Source organism: Bradyrhizobium sp. CCGUVB23 (assembly GCF_024199885.1).
In the GTDB taxonomy this organism is placed as follows: Bacteria; Pseudomonadota; Alphaproteobacteria; order Rhizobiales; family Xanthobacteraceae; genus Bradyrhizobium.
Genome location: NZ_JANADQ010000001.1, coordinates 9,636,622 through 9,653,723, shown reverse-complemented (window position 1 = coordinate 9,653,723; position 17,102 = coordinate 9,636,622). Strand labels below are relative to the sequence as shown.

At 64.1% G+C, this 17,102-nt stretch carries 18 protein-coding genes; 11 read left to right on the top strand and 7 right to left on the bottom strand.

Going from position 1 to position 17,102, the window contains the following annotated elements:
• Nucleotides 1–38: 38 nt before the first annotated feature.
• Nucleotides 39–1,892: an alkaline phosphatase family protein gene (locus NLN62_RS45405; RefSeq protein WP_254113052.1), complete on the bottom strand. Its 1,854-nt coding sequence runs from the start codon at nucleotides 1,890–1,892 to the stop codon at nucleotides 39–41.
• 782 nt (nucleotides 1,893–2,674) lie between these two features.
• On the opposite strand from NLN62_RS45405, the gene NLN62_RS45400 reads away from it, so the two are divergent.
• From NLN62_RS45400 to NLN62_RS45390, 3 genes are all read left to right on the top strand, one after another.
• Entirely contained in the window at nucleotides 2,675–3,121 is a 447-nt protein-coding gene (locus NLN62_RS45400) for a phasin family protein (protein ID WP_254113051.1), read from the top strand.
• Nucleotides 3,122–3,320: 199 nt separating this feature from the next.
• Nucleotides 3,321–3,527 carry a hypothetical protein gene (locus NLN62_RS45395; protein WP_027527214.1) on the top strand — a complete coding sequence of 69 codons (207 nt, stop codon included), beginning with the start codon at nucleotides 3,321–3,323 and terminating at the stop codon, nucleotides 3,525–3,527.
• Nucleotides 3,528–3,569: 42 nt separating this feature from the next.
• Nucleotides 3,570–3,761, top strand: a complete 192-nt coding sequence (locus NLN62_RS45390; protein WP_027527215.1) for a hypothetical protein — start codon at nucleotides 3,570–3,572, stop codon at nucleotides 3,759–3,761.
• Nucleotides 3,762–3,873: 112 nt separating this feature from the next.
• Here NLN62_RS45390 and NLN62_RS45385 read toward each other — a convergent pair whose 3' ends face one another.
• Nucleotides 3,874–4,626, bottom strand: a complete 753-nt coding sequence (locus NLN62_RS45385; RefSeq protein WP_245288245.1) for a Crp/Fnr family transcriptional regulator — start codon at nucleotides 4,624–4,626, stop codon at nucleotides 3,874–3,876.
• Between the two features lie 637 nt (nucleotides 4,627–5,263).
• Here NLN62_RS45385 and NLN62_RS45380 point away from each other — a divergent pair.
• On the top strand, nucleotides 5,264–5,704 hold the full coding sequence (locus NLN62_RS45380; RefSeq protein ID WP_027527216.1) for a hypothetical protein: 441 nt from the start codon (nucleotides 5,264–5,266) through the stop codon (nucleotides 5,702–5,704).
• A 37-nt stretch (nucleotides 5,705–5,741) separates the two neighbouring features.
• On the opposite strand, the gene NLN62_RS45375 is transcribed toward NLN62_RS45380, so the two are convergent.
• Nucleotides 5,742–6,581, bottom strand: coding sequence for a GNAT family N-acetyltransferase (locus NLN62_RS45375; RefSeq protein ID WP_254113050.1), 840 nt, complete (start codon nucleotides 6,579–6,581; stop codon nucleotides 5,742–5,744).
• A 98-nt stretch (nucleotides 6,582–6,679) separates the two neighbouring features.
• Here NLN62_RS45375 and NLN62_RS45370 point away from each other — a divergent pair, with 98 nt between their 5' ends.
• From NLN62_RS45370 to NLN62_RS45360, 3 genes are all read left to right on the top strand, one after another.
• A complete protein-coding gene (locus NLN62_RS45370) occupies nucleotides 6,680–7,384 on the top strand; it encodes an SDR family oxidoreductase (protein WP_027527218.1) in 705 nt (234 codons plus the stop codon).
• A gap of 110 nt (nucleotides 7,385–7,494) precedes the next feature.
• Nucleotides 7,495–8,454: an IS5 family transposase gene (locus NLN62_RS45365; RefSeq protein WP_254107950.1), complete on the top strand. Its 960-nt coding sequence runs from the start codon at nucleotides 7,495–7,497 to the stop codon at nucleotides 8,452–8,454.
• 343 nt (nucleotides 8,455–8,797) lie between these two features.
• Nucleotides 8,798–9,613 (top strand): outer membrane protein, encoded by an 816-nt coding sequence (locus NLN62_RS45360; RefSeq protein ID WP_027527219.1) that lies wholly within the window; start codon nucleotides 8,798–8,800, stop codon nucleotides 9,611–9,613.
• A 72-nt stretch (nucleotides 9,614–9,685) separates the two neighbouring features.
• Here the strand turns inward: NLN62_RS45360 and NLN62_RS45355 are convergent, their stop codons facing one another.
• Nucleotides 9,686–10,741, bottom strand: a complete 1,056-nt coding sequence (locus tag NLN62_RS45355) for a serine hydrolase (RefSeq protein ID WP_254113865.1) — start codon at nucleotides 10,739–10,741, stop codon at nucleotides 9,686–9,688.
• Between the two features lie 281 nt (nucleotides 10,742–11,022).
• Here NLN62_RS45355 and NLN62_RS45350 point away from each other — a divergent pair, with 281 nt between their 5' ends.
• The 3 genes from NLN62_RS45350 to NLN62_RS45340 all read left to right on the top strand — a co-directional run bounded on the left by NLN62_RS45350 (nucleotide 11,023) and on the right by NLN62_RS45340 (nucleotide 12,893).
• Complete coding sequence (locus tag NLN62_RS45350; protein ID WP_027527220.1) at nucleotides 11,023–11,412, top strand: helix-turn-helix transcriptional regulator; 390 nt, start codon at nucleotides 11,023–11,025, stop codon at nucleotides 11,410–11,412.
• Complete coding sequence (locus NLN62_RS45345; protein WP_027527221.1) at nucleotides 11,412–11,900, top strand: SRPBCC family protein; 489 nt, start codon at nucleotides 11,412–11,414, stop codon at nucleotides 11,898–11,900. Before NLN62_RS45350 ends, NLN62_RS45345 begins: the two co-directional genes overlap by 1 nt.
• A gap of 147 nt (nucleotides 11,901–12,047) precedes the next feature.
• A complete protein-coding gene (locus NLN62_RS45340) occupies nucleotides 12,048–12,893 on the top strand; it encodes a hypothetical protein (RefSeq protein WP_027527222.1) in 846 nt (281 codons plus the stop codon).
• An 11-nt stretch (nucleotides 12,894–12,904) separates the two neighbouring features.
• On the opposite strand, the gene NLN62_RS45335 is transcribed toward NLN62_RS45340, so the two are convergent.
• A complete protein-coding gene (locus NLN62_RS45335; RefSeq protein ID WP_027527223.1) occupies nucleotides 12,905–13,567 on the bottom strand; it encodes a response regulator transcription factor in 663 nt (220 codons plus the stop codon).
• Entirely contained in the window at nucleotides 13,564–14,958 is a 1,395-nt protein-coding gene (locus tag NLN62_RS45330; protein ID WP_254113049.1) for a sensor histidine kinase, read from the bottom strand. Before NLN62_RS45330 ends, NLN62_RS45335 begins: the two co-directional genes overlap by 4 nt.
• A 192-nt stretch (nucleotides 14,959–15,150) precedes the next feature.
• On the opposite strand from NLN62_RS45330, the gene NLN62_RS45325 reads away from it, so the two are divergent.
• Nucleotides 15,151–16,038, top strand: coding sequence for a DUF3280 domain-containing protein (locus NLN62_RS45325; RefSeq protein ID WP_254113048.1), 888 nt, complete (start codon nucleotides 15,151–15,153; stop codon nucleotides 16,036–16,038).
• Between the two features lie 10 nt (nucleotides 16,039–16,048).
• On the opposite strand, the gene NLN62_RS45320 is transcribed toward NLN62_RS45325, so the two are convergent.
• On the bottom strand, nucleotides 16,049–17,080 hold the full coding sequence (locus tag NLN62_RS45320) for an L-idonate 5-dehydrogenase (protein WP_254113047.1): 1,032 nt from the start codon (nucleotides 17,078–17,080) through the stop codon (nucleotides 16,049–16,051).
• Between the last annotated feature and the right edge of the window lie 22 nt (nucleotides 17,081–17,102).

The window sequence follows — 17,102 nt, the reverse complement described above, 5'->3', positions numbered from 1 at the left end:
TTCGCGCATCTCATGATGCGCCTTTCGGGACGGCGGGATTATTTCCCCGCCGTTTTTTGTTTGCCACTCTCGGGCTCGAGGCCGAGCGTGCGGCCCGGGAAGCCGGCCGCGTCGAAATAGCGCTGGCTCTCGACGCGCTGGAAGTTGAGGACGGTGCGCAGGCCGTTCTCGGCCGGCTTCGACTTGACGTCGCCGACATATCCCTTCGGCACGATGCCGTTCGGCAAGGCTTCCGACATCACACGGCCGATGAGGCCACCGTTCTGTGAGGTACGCAGCCCCATGATCTTGGCCGCTGTCACTCCGACGTCGGCATTGCTGACGGGCAGCTCGTCCACATAGCCCGTCTTGAAGTCAGGACCGATCGCCGCCATGAAGTTCATGGTGTCGCCTCGGCTGAAGCTGCCGTGCATGCCCTGGCCCTGGCGCAGCACGGTGTCGGCGACCTGCACCGAGCAGTTGGTCGGCGCCTCGCCGCAATTGCTGGCATAGGAGCGGAAGTTGACGACGATCGCCGGCGTCGGCGTCGCCGCCTTGCCGCGCAGGTTGATGAGCGAGAGCGGCAGCGTGCCGGGGAAGCGGCCGAGGGAGTCGTCGACGAACAGGCCGGAGACGTAGTCCTGATCGAGCAGCGCCTTGATCGTCTTTGCCGCCAGCTTCTTGTCCTTGTTCGGCAGGTAGATCAGGTCCGATCCGCCATTGGTCGCGACGACGAGATCGGGCTTGGCCGGATCCTTGCCGAGCACGCCGTTGCCGGCCTTTGGATGCGCGTTGCCGGTGATGGCGGCGTTCTTGTCGTTCGGATCGAACAACGGCAGGTCCAGCGCCTTGGCGAGGTCGAGCGCCAGGAAGCCCATCGGCAGGAAGTCCTTCGGCGTGTCGTCATAGCTGACCTTGGCCGAGGGGCTGGTCTTGCTTTCCTTGGAGATCGTGGAGAAGCCGTGGTCTGCGGACACGATGATGTTGGTGTTTGCCGCAAGGCCGAGCTCGTCCAGCGCCTTGCGCAACTGGGCGAGATTGTCGTCGGCGTTCTTGATGCCGGCCATCGAGGTCGGCCCGTTGATGCCCGGCATGATCTGGTTCAGGCTGTCGCCGGTGTTGTGCTGGCTGCCGTCGGGATCGCGTGACCAGAACACCAGGACGAACGGCTTGTTGCGCGCCTTGAACATCGGCAGCACGATCTTGGCCGCGACATCGGCGAAATAGGCCTGCTGCGCGACGTTGGCGACCGTTGTGCCCGGCGTCTTGGCGTCGCCTGCCTTGGAATTGTCGCCGCGCGAGGGGGCGGTGAGGGGCAGGCCTGCCTTGGTCAGCGCCTCCCTCATCTCGTCTGACAGTGCCACGCCAGCCTTGCCGCCGGTCGCATCGTCAATCACGATCGAGTGCTGGCCGGCCTTTTCCGGGTGATCGGTGTGGTCGAACTGGTAGGTCGGGCCGAGCTTGCCGATCGCCGCGGTGGAAAGCCCCTTGTCGCGGGCCATCTTCAAAATGGTCTCTTCGTTCAGATAATCGCCCTTGAAGTGCTCGTCGATGTCGCCGAGCACGGCGTCGTTCTCGATGAAGGGGACCACGGTGTCGCCGGCGGGGGCGGAGGTGTAGCCGGTCCAGATCGTGTTGGAGAACACGCCGGTGTCGCCGAGATAGTGTCCGGTCGACATCGCCGAGCCGTTCGCCATGGTGAAGGTCGGGAACAGCGAATGCGAGTTCTTGAAATTGACGCCCTTGTCGCGGACAGCGGCCATCGCCGGCGCGGTCTCAGGGGTGACCTTCAGCGCGCGCAGGCCGTCCGGGATGAAAAGGATCAGGTTACGGGGCGTGTTGTTCTGCGCAGACGCAAGTCCGGTGGACAGCATGGTCAGTCCGGCGGACAGCAACACGATTGAGCGGCGCATCGAAATCTCTCCCAGCGGTGAGGCAGCTTGCGGCCGATCGCGGCCGCCGCCTTCGTTTAGTTTTGCTGTGTGACGGTTTTGTTACAAGGGGAGTGTTTGTGCAAGGATGATGGGGAAGGGCCGCTCGGTGTCGTCCCCCGCCATCGCCAAGCCGGCGAGTCACCCGGGCTGTCTCAACGCCGTCGTCGCGAGGAGCTCCTGCGATGAAGCAATCCAGAATCCCACCGCGCTGACAGTCTGGATTGTTTCGCTGCGCTCGCGATGACGGAGGCGGGCGCAGATACGATAATTCCGAATTTCGTCAATCGATATGAGTGGCGCGAATTGCCCGCCTCTGCCGTGATTTGTCCGTTGGGCAGCGCCCAGGGGTCGGGCTGGGCCAACTGGTCGGGCGCAAAACCCAACTACCGCGATACCACGTTGCTGCGGTCTTTCCGGGCTCGACCCGTTTCGACTTCGTTGGGGGCACCGCGCGAGTTCCGCCAGTCGTCGCGCACGATATCCCCACTTTGCACCGCGTCACCTCTCCGACATACTAGAGTTTGTATTGACATTCGTGAAAAAAATCCAAGCGAGAGTCGCAAATCGAACGGACGGCCTCGCCTTCGTCATGCATATTCGACGTGCGGGCTGGATGTGAAGCTCATCAATATGGCTGATCGATACGGAAAACGGGCGCTCCCGTTTCCGTGGGCGCTTGCGGCGCAATTCATGCGTCGTGAGAAATGATTTCGCTTGAGTAGAGGGTAGGCGCTGTGAGTGAAAGTGAAACGAAAGCCGAAGTGAAAGCAGCAAATGGTTCAAATGGTTTCGGACTGTCCGCGTTCGGGCTTCCGAACGTCGGTTGGCCCCTGTTCGAGCAGCTTGCCGAGCAGCGAGCCGCCCGCACGCAGGAGGGTTGCGAGAAGATCAAGACAGTTTCGCAGGAGATGACCGAAGCGCTTCGCGAGACCTATTCGAACAGTGCCAAGACTGCGACCGAATACGGGCTCAAGGTCATCGAGATTTCGAATGCGAACGCAAGCTCCGCGATCGATTACTTTTCGCGTATGGCGAGCAGCAAGTCGATGACCGACGTTTTCGCCACGTCGGCGGCGGAAGCGCGCAGGGCTTTTGATGCTGCCTCGGCCCAGAACAGGCAATTGTGGGAGCTTACGCAGAGACTTGCAACGCAATCGGGCGAGCCGATCAGACAGCAGGTCGCCAAAGTTTTCCAGAAGGCCGGTTGAACGTCCGCCGTTCGGAGAGGAGGGCAATACGGCCGGTTGGAAGAAGCCCCGCCACTGGCATGGCCCCACACCATGCTCGATCAGACGATGGCCAGGTGCGCGATGCCCCCCAACTCAACGCACCGACATAAGAGGCGCAATCCAACCGGCCGGTTCCTGCTCCAACAATAGTGAGGTCGATTCCGAGGAGGAGGAAGAGATGGGTATGCTCATGGTCAAATGCCCGCAAACCGGACGCGCGATTCCGACCGGAATCGCAACGGATCGCGAGCGCTTTCGGTGTAGCGCGGTATTTTTCGGACGCACGCGCTGTCCGATCTGCTCCGTCGATCACGCCTGGTTCGCACAGGAAGCTTGGGTCGACGAGCCGGCACTCCGTGTGCGGCGTCGCGGCACGGGTCTCTAGGCCTGATCACGCTGTCATCGATGATTTTGATAGGGGCCCACGATGGCGAAGAAGAAGATTTCCGGTGAAGTGTCCACGTTGCTGCTGCAAGCAAAGGATTTTCTCGTCGAAGCGCGACGGCTGAAGCCGGGCCCTGCGCGCAATGAATTGCGAGAGGTGGCAAAGGTCCTGCACGAGCTCGGCAAGCTGGAGACGCAATCCAAATTTGCGCCTCATCAGACCGACACAAGATAGTCGACGCTGGGAAATCCGAATCGAGGTGCTGAAGCACGATCCGGAACAACCTAAGGCGCGATGACAATTCATGCCGATCTCATCGCGCTTTAGCGTGTCGCCCGGACAACGCTCAAACAGCCTTGTCCCGGTCATCCCTTACGCTGGCCGGCATGGCCCACGCGCGAGACCGGGGCGCGCTCGCCGAGAAGATCTCTGCGATCTGGCGACGCATGCTGGCGTGGCATTCGCATGCGGCCGCGGCGAGCCGCGGTCGATCAACCTCGATTTTGCCCCGTCGATCGGATCGAATCGCTCCGGACTCGCGCAGATTGCGCATCAGGAGCGTGACTGTGGTTCGTCGCACACCGAGCATCTGCGACAGCGCCTCCTGAGTGAGCGGGAGGACGTCGCTGTCGGTGCAGTCGCGCAGTTGCAGCAGCCAGCGGGCCATCCGGGCTCCGACCGGATGCAGCGCATTGCAGGCTACGCCAAGTTGAAACTGCGTCAGTAACGACGTGATATGAACCTGGACCGCCTGCCGGATCGCGGGACTCCGGCTAAAGGCCGCATGAAATCGCGCTGCCGGAATCCGCGAGGCGGTTCCCGCCATACGAACGGTGGCCGTTATCACCGAAAGCGACGCTCCGAACACGGAGAGTATGCCGATTGCACCTTCGCGGCCGATTGACGCGGTGGCAACGGTCTGTCCGTTTGCCATCTCGATCATGAGGGAAATCGCGCCGCTATTAGGGAAGAAGACATGCTCCATCCGCTCGCCCGCTTGCGAGAGGACTGCGTCCTGGTTGAGCGCCACCTTCTCGAGCTCGGGCGCGAGCAGATCAAAGTCGGCTCGCGGCAATATTCTCAGAAGGCGGTTGTCCATTCCGCTAGGGATTGTCACTGCAAGTGACTCCCCGTGAGGCGCCTGCCACACCTCCGAGCGGTTTCGAACGGTGGCTCTAGCACATGTTCGTATCTGCTCTCTCGACGGACGTTGGCTTCCAAGTCACATCCAAACGCCTTCATCCAAACGCCTTCATCGCAATAAAACCAAAGACTCAACACTGCTCTCGCGAGTCTGATTTTTCTGCTCGGAGCATTTTCGCAATTAACGTGTAAACACGTTGAAGCAGATAAGTCGTCAGAAACAAATTGCAAAACGGGAATGGGTATCACCGTAGGGAGAGCGTGGTGCGCGGACCGGGTTCCCGCATGTTGACCGCAAATGATGGGCACCATCTGAAATTCGTGGAATACGAAACGTCGTCCGCGAAACCCGTCTTGAGAGGTGCAACGGAACTGGCGACCCTGATATCGGTCGTGTAGTCGTTCCGAAACTTGTGCGACCGATGATCGGCCCGTGGGTGCGAGTCGTCACCGTCAGGATCACTGGTGGGGGCGCGGAACCGTTAATCCCGTGCCTTAACCAACAATTAATTATACGTTTGCGGGGGGGCGACGGCAGGGCCTAGCGTGCTGGCGGGGAGCAGCATCGCAGGCCAAACGAGTTGGTGCGTATCATGACGTATAGATCATATGGGGCGTTACTCGCCTCGCTGAGCGCAGCCGCGCTGCTTCTTGCCACCAGCAACAGTTTTGCGAGATCGGGCGGCGCCGCGCCCCGTGGCGTGGTCGGAGCACCGGCCGCCGTCCATCCGCGGATCGCACCATTGGCGCGGTTCCATCGCCGGAATTCGTTTGTTTCCTGGCCGGGCGGCGGCGGCTTCTACTACGAGCCTCCCACGAGCGACTCCTATGCCGCCGAGATGATGGCCCAGCCGCAACTCTCCAATGACGTCCGCTACACATATACCTATGACGTGCCTTGGGACTGGGCACATCGTTTTCCGCCGAACGTCGCGCCGTCGGATCGGCCCTACGTGCCGAGCTGCCCGTCGGAGACGGTGACAGTGCCCGGCCGCGGCGGCGAGCAGACTGTCAACATCATGCGCTGCTACTGAGCGCGCCGTCTTCGCCACCGAACGCGCGGGCCAACCACTAGCCGAGCTCAAAGCTGGTCACGCCGAAGACCCGGTCGAGCTGCAGCGGCGGGATCGGGCTGGTGTACATGCGCGCCGTCTCGAAGGTCGGCGCAAGGCCAAAACTTTCCGCCAGCGCAATCGCCTCCGGATTGACGCTGGGGACGTCGAGAAAAACCTCGCCGCCGCCGGCAGCGGCGAGCAGGGCCTGCATGATGATTTCCGCGCCGGCGCGGTCGTCGGCGACCAGCGGCCCGATCTTGTGGCCGTGACGGCAGGGGCGGATCACGCCCCACCCGGCGAGCTTTCCTTCACGCATCAGTGCGCGGCCGATATGGCCGGGTGCGCCTATCCAGGCGCGCAGGAAGGTGCTGCGCGAGGCCGGGAAGACGGTGGCGTCATCCGCTTCGATCAGTGCCAGCGGAATCCCATCGAGCGCGACGATGTCGGAGGGCTGCGCCGGCGCCGCGACGATCCCGCCATAGCGGATATTGGCGTAGGCGAGAGCAAAGCCGGACTTTCTGTAATTGTCCTGCTGCGCGACGACGCCGTCGAGCCCGATCACGCGCGCGCCCGCATGCGCAATCGCCGCGTTCCAGATGCGCAAGCCATAGCCGCGACCGCGCAGATCGCTTCGTACGATGTAGAAGCCGAGGAAGGCGAAGCGGTCGTCGTAATTGACGCAGGAGATGGTGGCGACCGGTGTGCGGTCGATTTCGCCGATGAGAAAGCCGGCAGCGTCGACGACGGCGAAGCAGGCGGCATCCGAAAGCCCCGGATTCCAGCCTTCGGCCGCCGCCCACTCGACGGCGAGCGCAATGTCGTCGCCGCGCATGGCGCGGATTTGCAGATCACTCATGGTCAATCATCGTGTGCAGGACCTCGTGATCGGACTATACGTCCGGTCGGGCGGCGCATAAACCTGCCGCCAAATCGTGACAACAGCCGGGGATCAACATGGCAGCAGAGAAAGTCGCACTCGTCACCGCAGGCGGCAGTGGCATGGGGGCGGGCGCCGCACGGCGGCTTGCTGCCGACGGGTTTCGAGTCGCGATCCTGTCCTCCTCCGGCAAGGGCGAGGCGCTTGCCAACGAACTCGGCGGGCTCGGCATCACCGGCTCGAACAGGTCCAACGACGATCTCAAGCGCCTGGTCGATGGCGCCATGGCGAAGTGGGGTCGCATCGACGTGCTCGTCAACAGCGCCGGCCACGGGCCGCGCGCGCCGATCGTCGAGATCACGGACGAACAGTGGCACACCGGCATGGACACTTACCTCTTGAACGTCATCCGCCCGACGCGGCTGGTCACGCCGATCATGCAGGCGCAAAAGCAAGGTGCGATCATCAACATCTCGACCGCCTGGGCGTTCGAGCCGAGCGCGATGTTTCCGACCTCGGCGGTATTCCGCGCCGGCCTTGCCGCCTTCACGAAGATCTTCACCGATACCTATGCCCCCGACAACATCCGCATGAACAACGTGCTGCCGGGCTGGATCGACAGCCTGCCGGCGACGGACGCACGCCGCGACAGCGTGCCGATGCAGCGCTACGGCAAGGTCGAGGAGATCGCCGCGACGATCTCGTTCCTGGCCTCCGATGGCGCCGCATACATCACCGGGCAGAACATCCGCGTCGACGGCGGGCTGACTCGGTCGGTGTGAGGCTGAGTGCGCCTCAAGCCAATTCGAACCCGAAAGCGATGTCTGGCTGAGCGGGCCTGTTGCGTAATCCGCGATTGTGATTCTCTAGGGCAGAAGCCTTGGAGGTAACGATGGCAGTGAAGCAGACTGGGCAGCCGAGTTTTATTGAGGCGTGGTTGCCGAAGGGAGCCGGTGCCAATGCGGCGCTGAATCGGTTGTCGGGCTTGGTCAAATGGTACCGGTTCGAGAAGCTGATGGCGCATTTGCGGGATGAAGGAAGCCCTGGCCGACCGGGCTATCCGGTGCTGGTGCTGTTTCGCGCGCTGCTGTTGCAGTCGCTCTACGGTCTTTCGGAGCGTGAGCTCGAGGAGGCACTGGGGGACCGCCTGTCGTTCAAGCGCTTCGTGGGCCTCAGTCTTGAGGATGCGACGCCTGATCACACGGTCCTGAACCGGTTCCGGAACCAGCTTGTTGAGCAAGGCCTGCTGGAGAAGCTGTTTGGTGAACTCGATCGTCAGCTTGAGAATGCTGGTGTTATCCTCAAGCGCGGCACGATGCTGGATGCGACATTGATCCAGGCGGTGTCAGCGCCTCCAACGGAAGAACAGCCGTCGAACGATCCCGATGCGCGGTTTGCCAAGCGGCGAGGCAAAAGTGGCTCGACCTTTGGTTACAAGGCTCACGTGGGTGTCGATGAGGGCTCGGGCCTGATCCGGTCGGTGCTGACCACGCCCGCCAATGTCAACGACACCACGCCGGCCGACGATCTGATCCGCGGCGATGAAGCCGTGGTGTGGGCCGATGCAGCCTATGACACCCATGCCAGACGGGCTCGGCTGAAGGCGGAAGGTAAGAAGCCTCGTATCGCCCGTCGCCCCAACCGGCATCACCCGCAGCTGCCGCCGCGGCTCAAACGCTACAACCTTCTCATCGCACGACGGCGAGCGCAGGTGGAGACGACCTTCGCCACCCTCAAACGCCGCATGCGATTGACTTGCATCCGATACGTCGGCCTCATCAAGGCAAACGGGCAGGTTCTGCTCGCCTCCATCGCGTTCAACATGAGGCGGTGGGCCGCAATCGCTGCGTGAACCGCCCGCCGAGGAGCATGAGCCGCTCCATCGTCGGCCCGCTACTCCGACAACTAGCTTCTTCCCTGACCTGTCTTGGCCTCAAAAGCCAGTAACGCAACAGGCCCTGAGCGCGACGGATTGTCGTTACCGGCTTGGTGCGATTGGTGTGGGCGGCACTGGAGTGTGCTCAATCGGCAACAACCATTGCGCAATGGTCCGCAGACTTCGCTGTAGTCCAATCGAAGTTCGCTGCAGAACAAGACGGCAACGCGCGCGGAGATTATTCCCGATGTTGCGCCGGACACGTCGGCGGCATGCTTTGGGACGCGAGGCCGCTCGCGTGAAGGGGTTGGAGATTGGAATGAAGAGAATTGCCCTGGCGGTTTCGCTGGCTCTGTTTGGCACCGCGTCCGCGTTCGCGGCGGATCTCGGGCCGAGCTACACCAAGGCGCCCGTGATGGCGCCCGCCTACAACTGGACGGGCTTCTACGTTGGCGGCAATGTGGGCGGCCAATGGGGTAGTGCGGATCCGACCACCTCGACGATTTACTCGCCGATCGGCTACTTCGCCCCCAGCAGCGTTACTGCCATCGCGGCCGTTGGTGCCCAGCACATCAACAGCTCGAGCGTGACCGGCGGTTTCACCGCCGGCTACAACTGGCAGGTCAGCAACGCCGTGTTCGGCCTCGAAGGCGACATCAACTATTTTGGTTTCAAGGGCAGTGCGGCTGGCTCGGCGGTGTATCCCTGCTGCACCTTTAGCAGCTTCACAGTCAACTCCTCGGTCTCGGCTGATTGGCTGGCCACCATCCGCGGCCGCATCGGCTTCCTCGCTACACCGAGTTGGCTGATCTATGCCACTGGCGGCGCCGCGATCGCCGACGTGAAGGGCAATTTCACTTTCACCGATACGTACTTCGGTGGTGCGGCCGAATCTGGGACGATCCGCGACACCCGTGTCGGCTGGACCGCCGGCGTCGGCGGCGAGTATGCGGTCGGCAATGGCTGGTCGTTGAAAGCGGAATATCTTTACGTCGATCTCGGCCGCGCCGCGACGACCAGCACGAATCTCACAAGTGTAACCTTTGGCTCGTACCCCTCCAGTGTGTACACGCATTCGGTCGATCTCAAATCGAACATCGTCCGCGTCGGTGTGAACTACAAGTTTGGCGGCTGATCTGATCCTGCTGCCGCGCCTGATCGCGAAAGCCCCGGCTCGGCCGGGGCTTTCATTTTGATCGGCGTCGCGTCATCGCTGCGCGACCAACCGCGCCAGCGCCGGCAGGATCCTGTAGCGCGCGATCTCGTGCGGATATTCGCCGCGATTGGCGAGCAGGACGATGCCGAGCCGGCGCGCGGGCACGAGGCCGATATAGCCCGAGGCGTTGTTGAGGCCGCCCGGCTTGTCGAGCACCGTCACGCCGTCGAGATGCACGGTCTCCCAGGCCATGGCCTGGCCGAACTTCTCGTCGACGCGAAAACTCTCGTGCTGCGTCATCCGGATCGCCTCGCGCAGCTCGGGCTCGATCGACCTGCCGTCCGCGCAGGCCGCGACGAAGATCGACAGGTCGCGCGCCGACGAAAACATCTGGCCGGTGCCCCGAAAGTCGAAATAGCTCTGTTGATTGCCGGGCGGCCCGATCGGCGTGCCCTCATCGGAATAGCCCTGCACGGCGCGCGCCATCTGCGCATCACTCAGCATTGCGCGGTGGTCAGGCGCGCGCTCCGGGACGAATGTCGAGCTCATGCCGAGCGGCTTCAGGATGCGGCTCGTGATCAGCTCGCGGATCTGCGTGCGATAGCGGCGCTCGAGCACGAGCTGGAGCAGCACATAGCCCGCATGGGTGTAGATGCGCTGCCTGCCGGGCTCGACGCCCTGTGGCGGCGCGAAGGCGTTGAGCATGTCGAGGAACTGCGTGAGGTCGAACGACTCGTTCGGCCAGGGCGGATGATCCGTCGGCAGCAGCAGGCCGGACGTATGCGTGACGAGCTCGCCGATCGTGACGCGGCGGATGTAGTCGCCGTCGAGTTCGGGCAGGTACGCCGCCACGCGCTCGTCGAGCCGCAATTCGCCGCGGCGTGTCCCGAGCGCAACTAGCGTTGCCTCAAAGGTCTTTCGCAAGGAGGCGAGGTTGAACAGCGTGTCCGACGCGACCGGAATCCTGGTGGCGTCGTCGGCGAAGCCGTAGTTGAAGAAGTCGACGTGACGACCCGCATAGAGCGCGGCGGCAAGGCCACCGGGATAATCCGACGTTGCTGTCGGCGCGAGCTCTGTCGCCACGATGTCCCGCAACATCGGGATCATGTCGGAGTCCGCGTGAGCAGGACGGGCGAAACCAAGTGCGAGCGGCAGCAGCGCGGCCTTGGCAAGGCAGCGCCGGCTGATGGCAGGGCGCGGTGAGGGAACAAGCGGGTGCACGCAGTCTGATGATCAATTCGAATCGCCCCCGTTTCACACTTATCGGCAAATGTCGCGCGTCCCAATTCACGATTGCGCGGGGACGGTTCCGCCCGCGGAGGAAAGAAACTAAGCTGGACGGCTAACAATCATTGACGGCGCTCAGCGCCCCGTCTATAGTTAGCTACATGGCTAACCAACAATCCCGACTCGACCAGGTTTTCGGCGCGCTGTCCGATCCGACGCGCAGGGCGATCGTGATGCGGCTGTGCGCCGGCGAGGCGTCGGTCGGCGAGCTCGCCGATCCCTTCGCGATGGCGCTGCCGAGCTTCATGAAGCACATCCGCGTGCTCGAGGAGAGCGGCCTCGTCGAGTCCGAAAAATCCGGGCGCGTGCGCACCTGCCGGCTGTGCCCGGAGGCGATGGCGGGCGCGGAGGATTGGCTCCAGCAGCAGCGGGCGATCTGGGAGGCGCGCCTCGACCGGTTCGAGGCTTACGTGATGAAGCTGAAGAAAGAGAAGGAGAGGGCGGTTGCCAAGCGGCCGTCCCGAACAACCAAACGGAAAGGTGCCGAGTGATGACGAGTTCTGCCAACCCCGCTTTGTCGCAATGGTCGCTCGATCGCGAGATCGTGCTGTCGCGCGTGATCGACGCGCCGCGCGAGCTGGTCTTCGAGGCGTGGTCCGACCCGAAGCATCTGCCGCAATGGTTCGGGCCGTCCGGCTTCCGGATCGAGACCAAGGAGATCGACGTTCGCGTCGGCGGGGTCTGGCGCTTCGACATGATCGGGCCTGACGGCACGGTCTATCCGAACCGCATGCGCTTCCTGCGCATCGACAAGCCGCGGCTGATCGAGGTCGATCACGGCTCGGACAAGGATGAGGATCCCGGCATGTTCCGCATGACGGTCACCTTCGACGCCCACGGCGACAAGACCGTGCTGACGCTGCGGCAACTGCACCCGACGGCCGCGCAGCGCGAGACCGTGATCGGCTTCGGCGCCGTCGAGCTCGGCTACCAGACGCTGGACAAGCTTGCCGCCCATGTAGCGGCCCTAAAGGGTTGATCGCACTCGCAATCCACCGATCGCGCGGGCCGGGCTCGCGCCCGGCCCGAATCGAATCAGGCACACGCATTTTTGTCGCGACCGACTGGTTATTTGTGACAGAATTGCTACGGTTGGGTGTCGGTTCGGTTACACGCGGAGCGGTCGATGCGGTTGATGTTGCAGGCGAGGTCAAATCCCCTGGCCTGGTGGTGGGGTTCGCTGACGCTGGTCAGCAACGTCAACATCCTCGTATGGTTCATGCTGTACCGCGAATTCTACCAGGTCCCGACGGGTGGGTTCGCCAGCGTGTCGGGAATCGGACTCATGCTGCTACTCTGCGCCGGCTACGTGTTCGGCTGTGCGTTCCGCTCGTTCCTGCCGCGCGCCGACGTGCAGCGGATCTGCCTGTTCGACACCTGGCTGTCGAGCGTGTTCGTCGGCCGCTCGGTCGCAACCGCCGCTGAGCTCTGCTTCGCCGCGCAATGGGCGATCGTCCTCGCCCAGCTCGGCGGCATGGCGGGGGCGCAGACCACCGCGAACATCGCACTCGTGATCGTGCCCGTGATCATCATCGCCGAATGCTTTTCCTGGTATGCGGTCCTGACCACCAACTACCTCTACAACGCCATAGAGAATTCGCTGTGGGCGGTGGTCTTCTTCCTGGTCGGGATAGCGCTGTGCCGGTTGCTGCCCGAATTCCAGGGGCCGGTGCGCTGGGCCCTCATTGCCGGCATCGTCGGGATCGCCTGCTATCTCGCCTTCCTCGTCACCGTCGACGTGCCGATGTATCTGAGCCGATGGCGGGCAGGGCATCCCGAGGGCGGCAGGCTGCTCGGCCTGCTCGAAGGTCTTCATGACGTCGCCACGCGCTGGGTCGTGACGCATGACGTCGCGCATTGGAAGGGGGAGCTTGCCTGGATGGCGCTCTATTTCAGCGCGGCGGTGTGGTCGAGCCTCGCGCTGTGCGCGCTCTATGCGATGGAAGGCTATCTGACGCGCTACCTCGTTTGAGCTGCTGCCCTTCAGGCGTCGCCGAGATCGACCTGGGTCAATATGCCCTGGCGCAGCGCGAGCCTGACGAGCTCGATATCCGACTCGACGCCGAGCTTGCCCTTGATCAGGGAGTGCAGGTTCGCGACCGTCTTGGGACTGACGTGGAGGGTCTCGGCGATCTCCTCGGTGGAGCGTTCGGCAAGCAGGAGCCTTAGCACCTCGAATTCGCGCGCCGTGAGAACGTCGGTCGCCGAGCTCTCGCCGGCGAGCCGGCTCAGCGCGAGCTCGTGGTCGATGTCGGGGCTGATGGCGACCCGCCCCGCAAGCACGTCCATCACCGCGCGCACCAGCGTCTCCGGCGGGCTGGTCTTGGTGACATAGCCCCTTGCGCCGGCGCGGATCGCCTGCACGGCGAAGCCGGCGTTCTGATGCATGGTGAAGACGAGGATTTTTGCGCCCTTGTCCCACTGCCTGATCCGCCGGATCGCTTCAAGACCGCCGATGCCGGGCATGCTCAGATCCATGATGATCAGGTCAGGCGCGCACTCCTTGAACAGCCGGTAGGCTTCCGCGCCGTCCGAGGCCTCGGCGACGACGCGCAGTCCCGGCTGCTTCTGCAGGACGGAGCGATAGCCCTCGCGGACGACGGCATGGTCGTCGACCAGCATGATGGCCCAGCCCGCCTCGCTCATGCCGCATCCTCCAAAGCGTCGAGCTGCCCGTCGGCGGGGCTGACCGGAATCACGACGCGCAAGGCGGAGCCGCCGCCGTCCGGTCCGGCCGTGAAGCTGAGCCGGCCGCGCATCGCCGCGACGCGCTCGCGCATGCCGAGCAGGCCCATGCCGGATTTGACGGCGGCATCGTTCGGCCGGCCGTCGTCGTCGATCGCCAGCGCGATCTCGTTCGCGCGCATCGCTAGATGCAGGCTGACCTTCGTAGCGCCGGCGTGCTTGGCCGCGTTGGTGAGCGCCTCCTGCACGATGCGGTAGAGATTAGCGCTGATGGAAGCGGGCAGGTTCTCGAAGGTGCCCTCGAAGCGGATATCGAAGCGCGTCTGGCCATGGCTGCGGCCGTTCCACCCCGCCACCAGGCCTTCGAGGCTCGCGACGAGGCCGAGTTCGTCGACATCGGGCGGCCGAAGGCGGAACAACGCGCCGCGCAGCGTCTCCATCATGCCGGTCGCGGTTCGCGCAATGCTGTCGCATTCTCCCAGCAACGCGGGGCAGTCCTGTGCTGCGGTCTGGTGGGCGGATGCGGCGAGCGCGCGGATTGCGGCGAGCGACTGGCCGAACTCGTCGTGGAGCTCGCGCGCGAGATGGCGGCGCTCCTCGTCCTGGAGCGCGATCAGCCTGCGCGTCAGTTCGCTGCGCTCGGACAGCGCTGTGTCAAGACTCGCGGCGAGATGATTGAAGACGTCGCGGATGGCGGACAGCTCCGCGAGGTCGAAGGGCGGCAGCCGTGCGGTAAGGTCATTGGCGGCAATGCGTTCGAGGCCGGCGCGAACGACCTGGGTCGGACGCAGTGCGCGCGCCAGTGCTGCGTAGACCAGGGCGCAGAGCAGCGGCAGCGTGATCGCAAGCACGGTCATCAGGCGGCCGGCCTCGTGCCAGGCCTCCGCGGTCTGCACGGCCGGATCAAACCAGACCACGGCGTCGCCGAGCTTGGTTCCGCGCGCGATCACAGGCCGGACCGCTTCGCGGCCGGGATCGAACAGGCCGCGATAGAAAGCCGCGAACGCTTGCGGTGGCACGCTCGCCGGATTCGGCGCGCCGCTACAGAACCGCTGAAGCATCTCGCCATTTGCTCCACGGAATCCAAGGCACAGGCCGGGCGTCATCACGAAGGCCGAGACGGGGTCAAGGTTCGGAAAGTCAGAGCGCGGGCTGTTCACCCACTGGGTCTTGCCCTGTTGCAGCTCCAGCGTCTTCGCCACGATGGCGGCGATTCCGTCGATGCGCGCATGCACCGCGCGGTCGGCCGTGACGAGGAAATAGGCGGAGATCGCGGCGAAGCAGGCGGCCGATACGGCGGCCACGCGCAACGTCAGACGGACCTTGAGATCGAACCTCGGGCGGTTCCACATCGGCGGGCACCTGGCGCGGACGGTATTGTCGCGTCCGCATTAAACGGCAGAACGCCAGCGGCGGAAAGCGCTACGCGTTACCGCAATGCAACGTCGTGAAATTTTCCCGGCATTGGCCGGGACGGGCACTGCTGCATGGTCTGAGGCGCCGGCCTAGCATTGCGTGTCCGCTGCGTCGCACGAGGCCCGCTCATGCACCTCTCCCGGTTGATCCTCTCTGCTCTTGTCGCTGTGCTCCTGGATGTCCGATCAGCAGGTGCGGGCACCGAGGCGGCCGCGGCAGCGCCGGTCGGCGTGACAATCGAGGATTTCGGCTATCTCGATACGTCGGGCGAGCCGGTCGACCAGACCGCCGCCCACGAGAAGCGGCTCAACGCGTTCATGGTCGCGCTGCGGCGGGATGTCGAGGCGGACAAGCGCTATCAGCTCACCCCCGCTGGACAAGCCGATGCAAAATTCAAGGTCGTCGGCGGCGTCCAGAAGACGAGCACGCTGGTGCAGTGGGCGAGGGTGGCGGTGATCGACGTCGGCGCCAACAAGGTCCTGTTCGAGAAGCTCTACACTTTCCGCGGCGACAACGACGAAGCCTGGAACCGCGCCGAGGCCTTCGTCTCCCGCGAGGTGATTGAAGCACTTGCGCGACCTGCGCCGATCGCGCTTGCGGTGTTCGCTTTCGAGCTCGAGGACACCACGGCTGCCCCAATGGCGGGCCTGAGCGAGTCCGATACCGCGCACCTGGCCGAGGTCACCAACGGCGTGCGCGACCGCCTCGCGCAATCCGGCCGCTACCGCCTGGTCGACGTCAGCGGCGCGAGCGGGGAGGCGGTAACGCGCCATGCGCTGCGCGACTGCGGCGGCTGCGAGGCGGACATCGCCGGGAAGCTCGGGGCGGACCAGTCACTGATCGGCGTGGTACGGCGGGTCAGCCGCACCGAATATACGATCGGATTCCAGGTCCGCGACACCAAGACCGGCCAGGTCTTCGCGCGCGGCGACAGCGGCCTACGCATGGGCGCCGATTATTCCTGGGATCGCGGCGCGGTGCGGCTGGTCGGCGACAAGCTGATCGAGGGCCAGTAGGCGCGGTGTTTCAGAACGTGAGCTGCACCTTCATCGACTGTGACCGGTCGCTGGCGAGCTCGAAGGCGGCGACCGCGTTCTCGAACGGCATGGTGGCCGTGATCATCGGCTTCACGTCGATCAGGCCTTCGCCCATCAGTCGCACCGCCAGCTCGAACTCTGGATCGAAGCGGAAGGTGCCGCGGAGCTGCAGCTCCTTGGCGACGATGGAATTGATGGGCAGCGTCATCTCGCCGCCGAGACCGAGCTGCACGATGGTCGCGCCTGGCCGCAGCACGTCTAGCGCGGTGCGCAGCGCAGCCTGATTGCCCGAGGCTTCAAAGAGGGTGTCGAACACGCCCTTGCCGGCGCGCCAGGGATCAAGCGCCGCGGCGTGCGACGCGACGTTGATGGCGTGCGTGGCGCCGAGTTGCTTTGCGATCGCAAGCGGCGCATCGGCAACATCCGTCACCACGATCTCGGCGGCGCCGCCGAAGCGCGACACCAGGATCATCAACGCGCCGATCGGACCGCAGCCGGTGATCAGCACGCGCTTGCCGAGGAGGGGGCCGGCCTGCTTGCCGGCGTGCAGGCACACCGCGAGAGGCTCGGCGACTGCGGCTTCGGCCAATGACAGTTTCTCGGCAATCGGCACGGCCTGCGTCGCATCGACGGTCATGAACTCGCGAAAACCGCCCTGCACATGGGGAAAGCGCATGGCGCTGCCGAGGAAGCGCATGTCGAGGCACTGGTTGCGCATGCCTTCCTGGCAGTGCAGGCACTGGCCGCACGGCTTGCTGGGATTGACCGCGACACGCGTGCCCGGCTTCACGCGCGAGACGCCTTCACCAACTGCGGCAACGACGCCGGCGATCTCGTGCCCAAGCGCCATCGGCTGCTGAATGCGCACGGTGCCGAAGCCGCCATGGTGATAATAGTGCAGGTCGGAGCCGCAGATGCCGCCATTGGCGATCTTCACACGGACTTCACCGGGGCCGGGCGCGGGATCGGCAAAGCTGTCGATCCGCAGATCCTTCGGCGCGTGGATGACGACGGCGCGCATGGGTTCACTCCTTCAGCTCGTT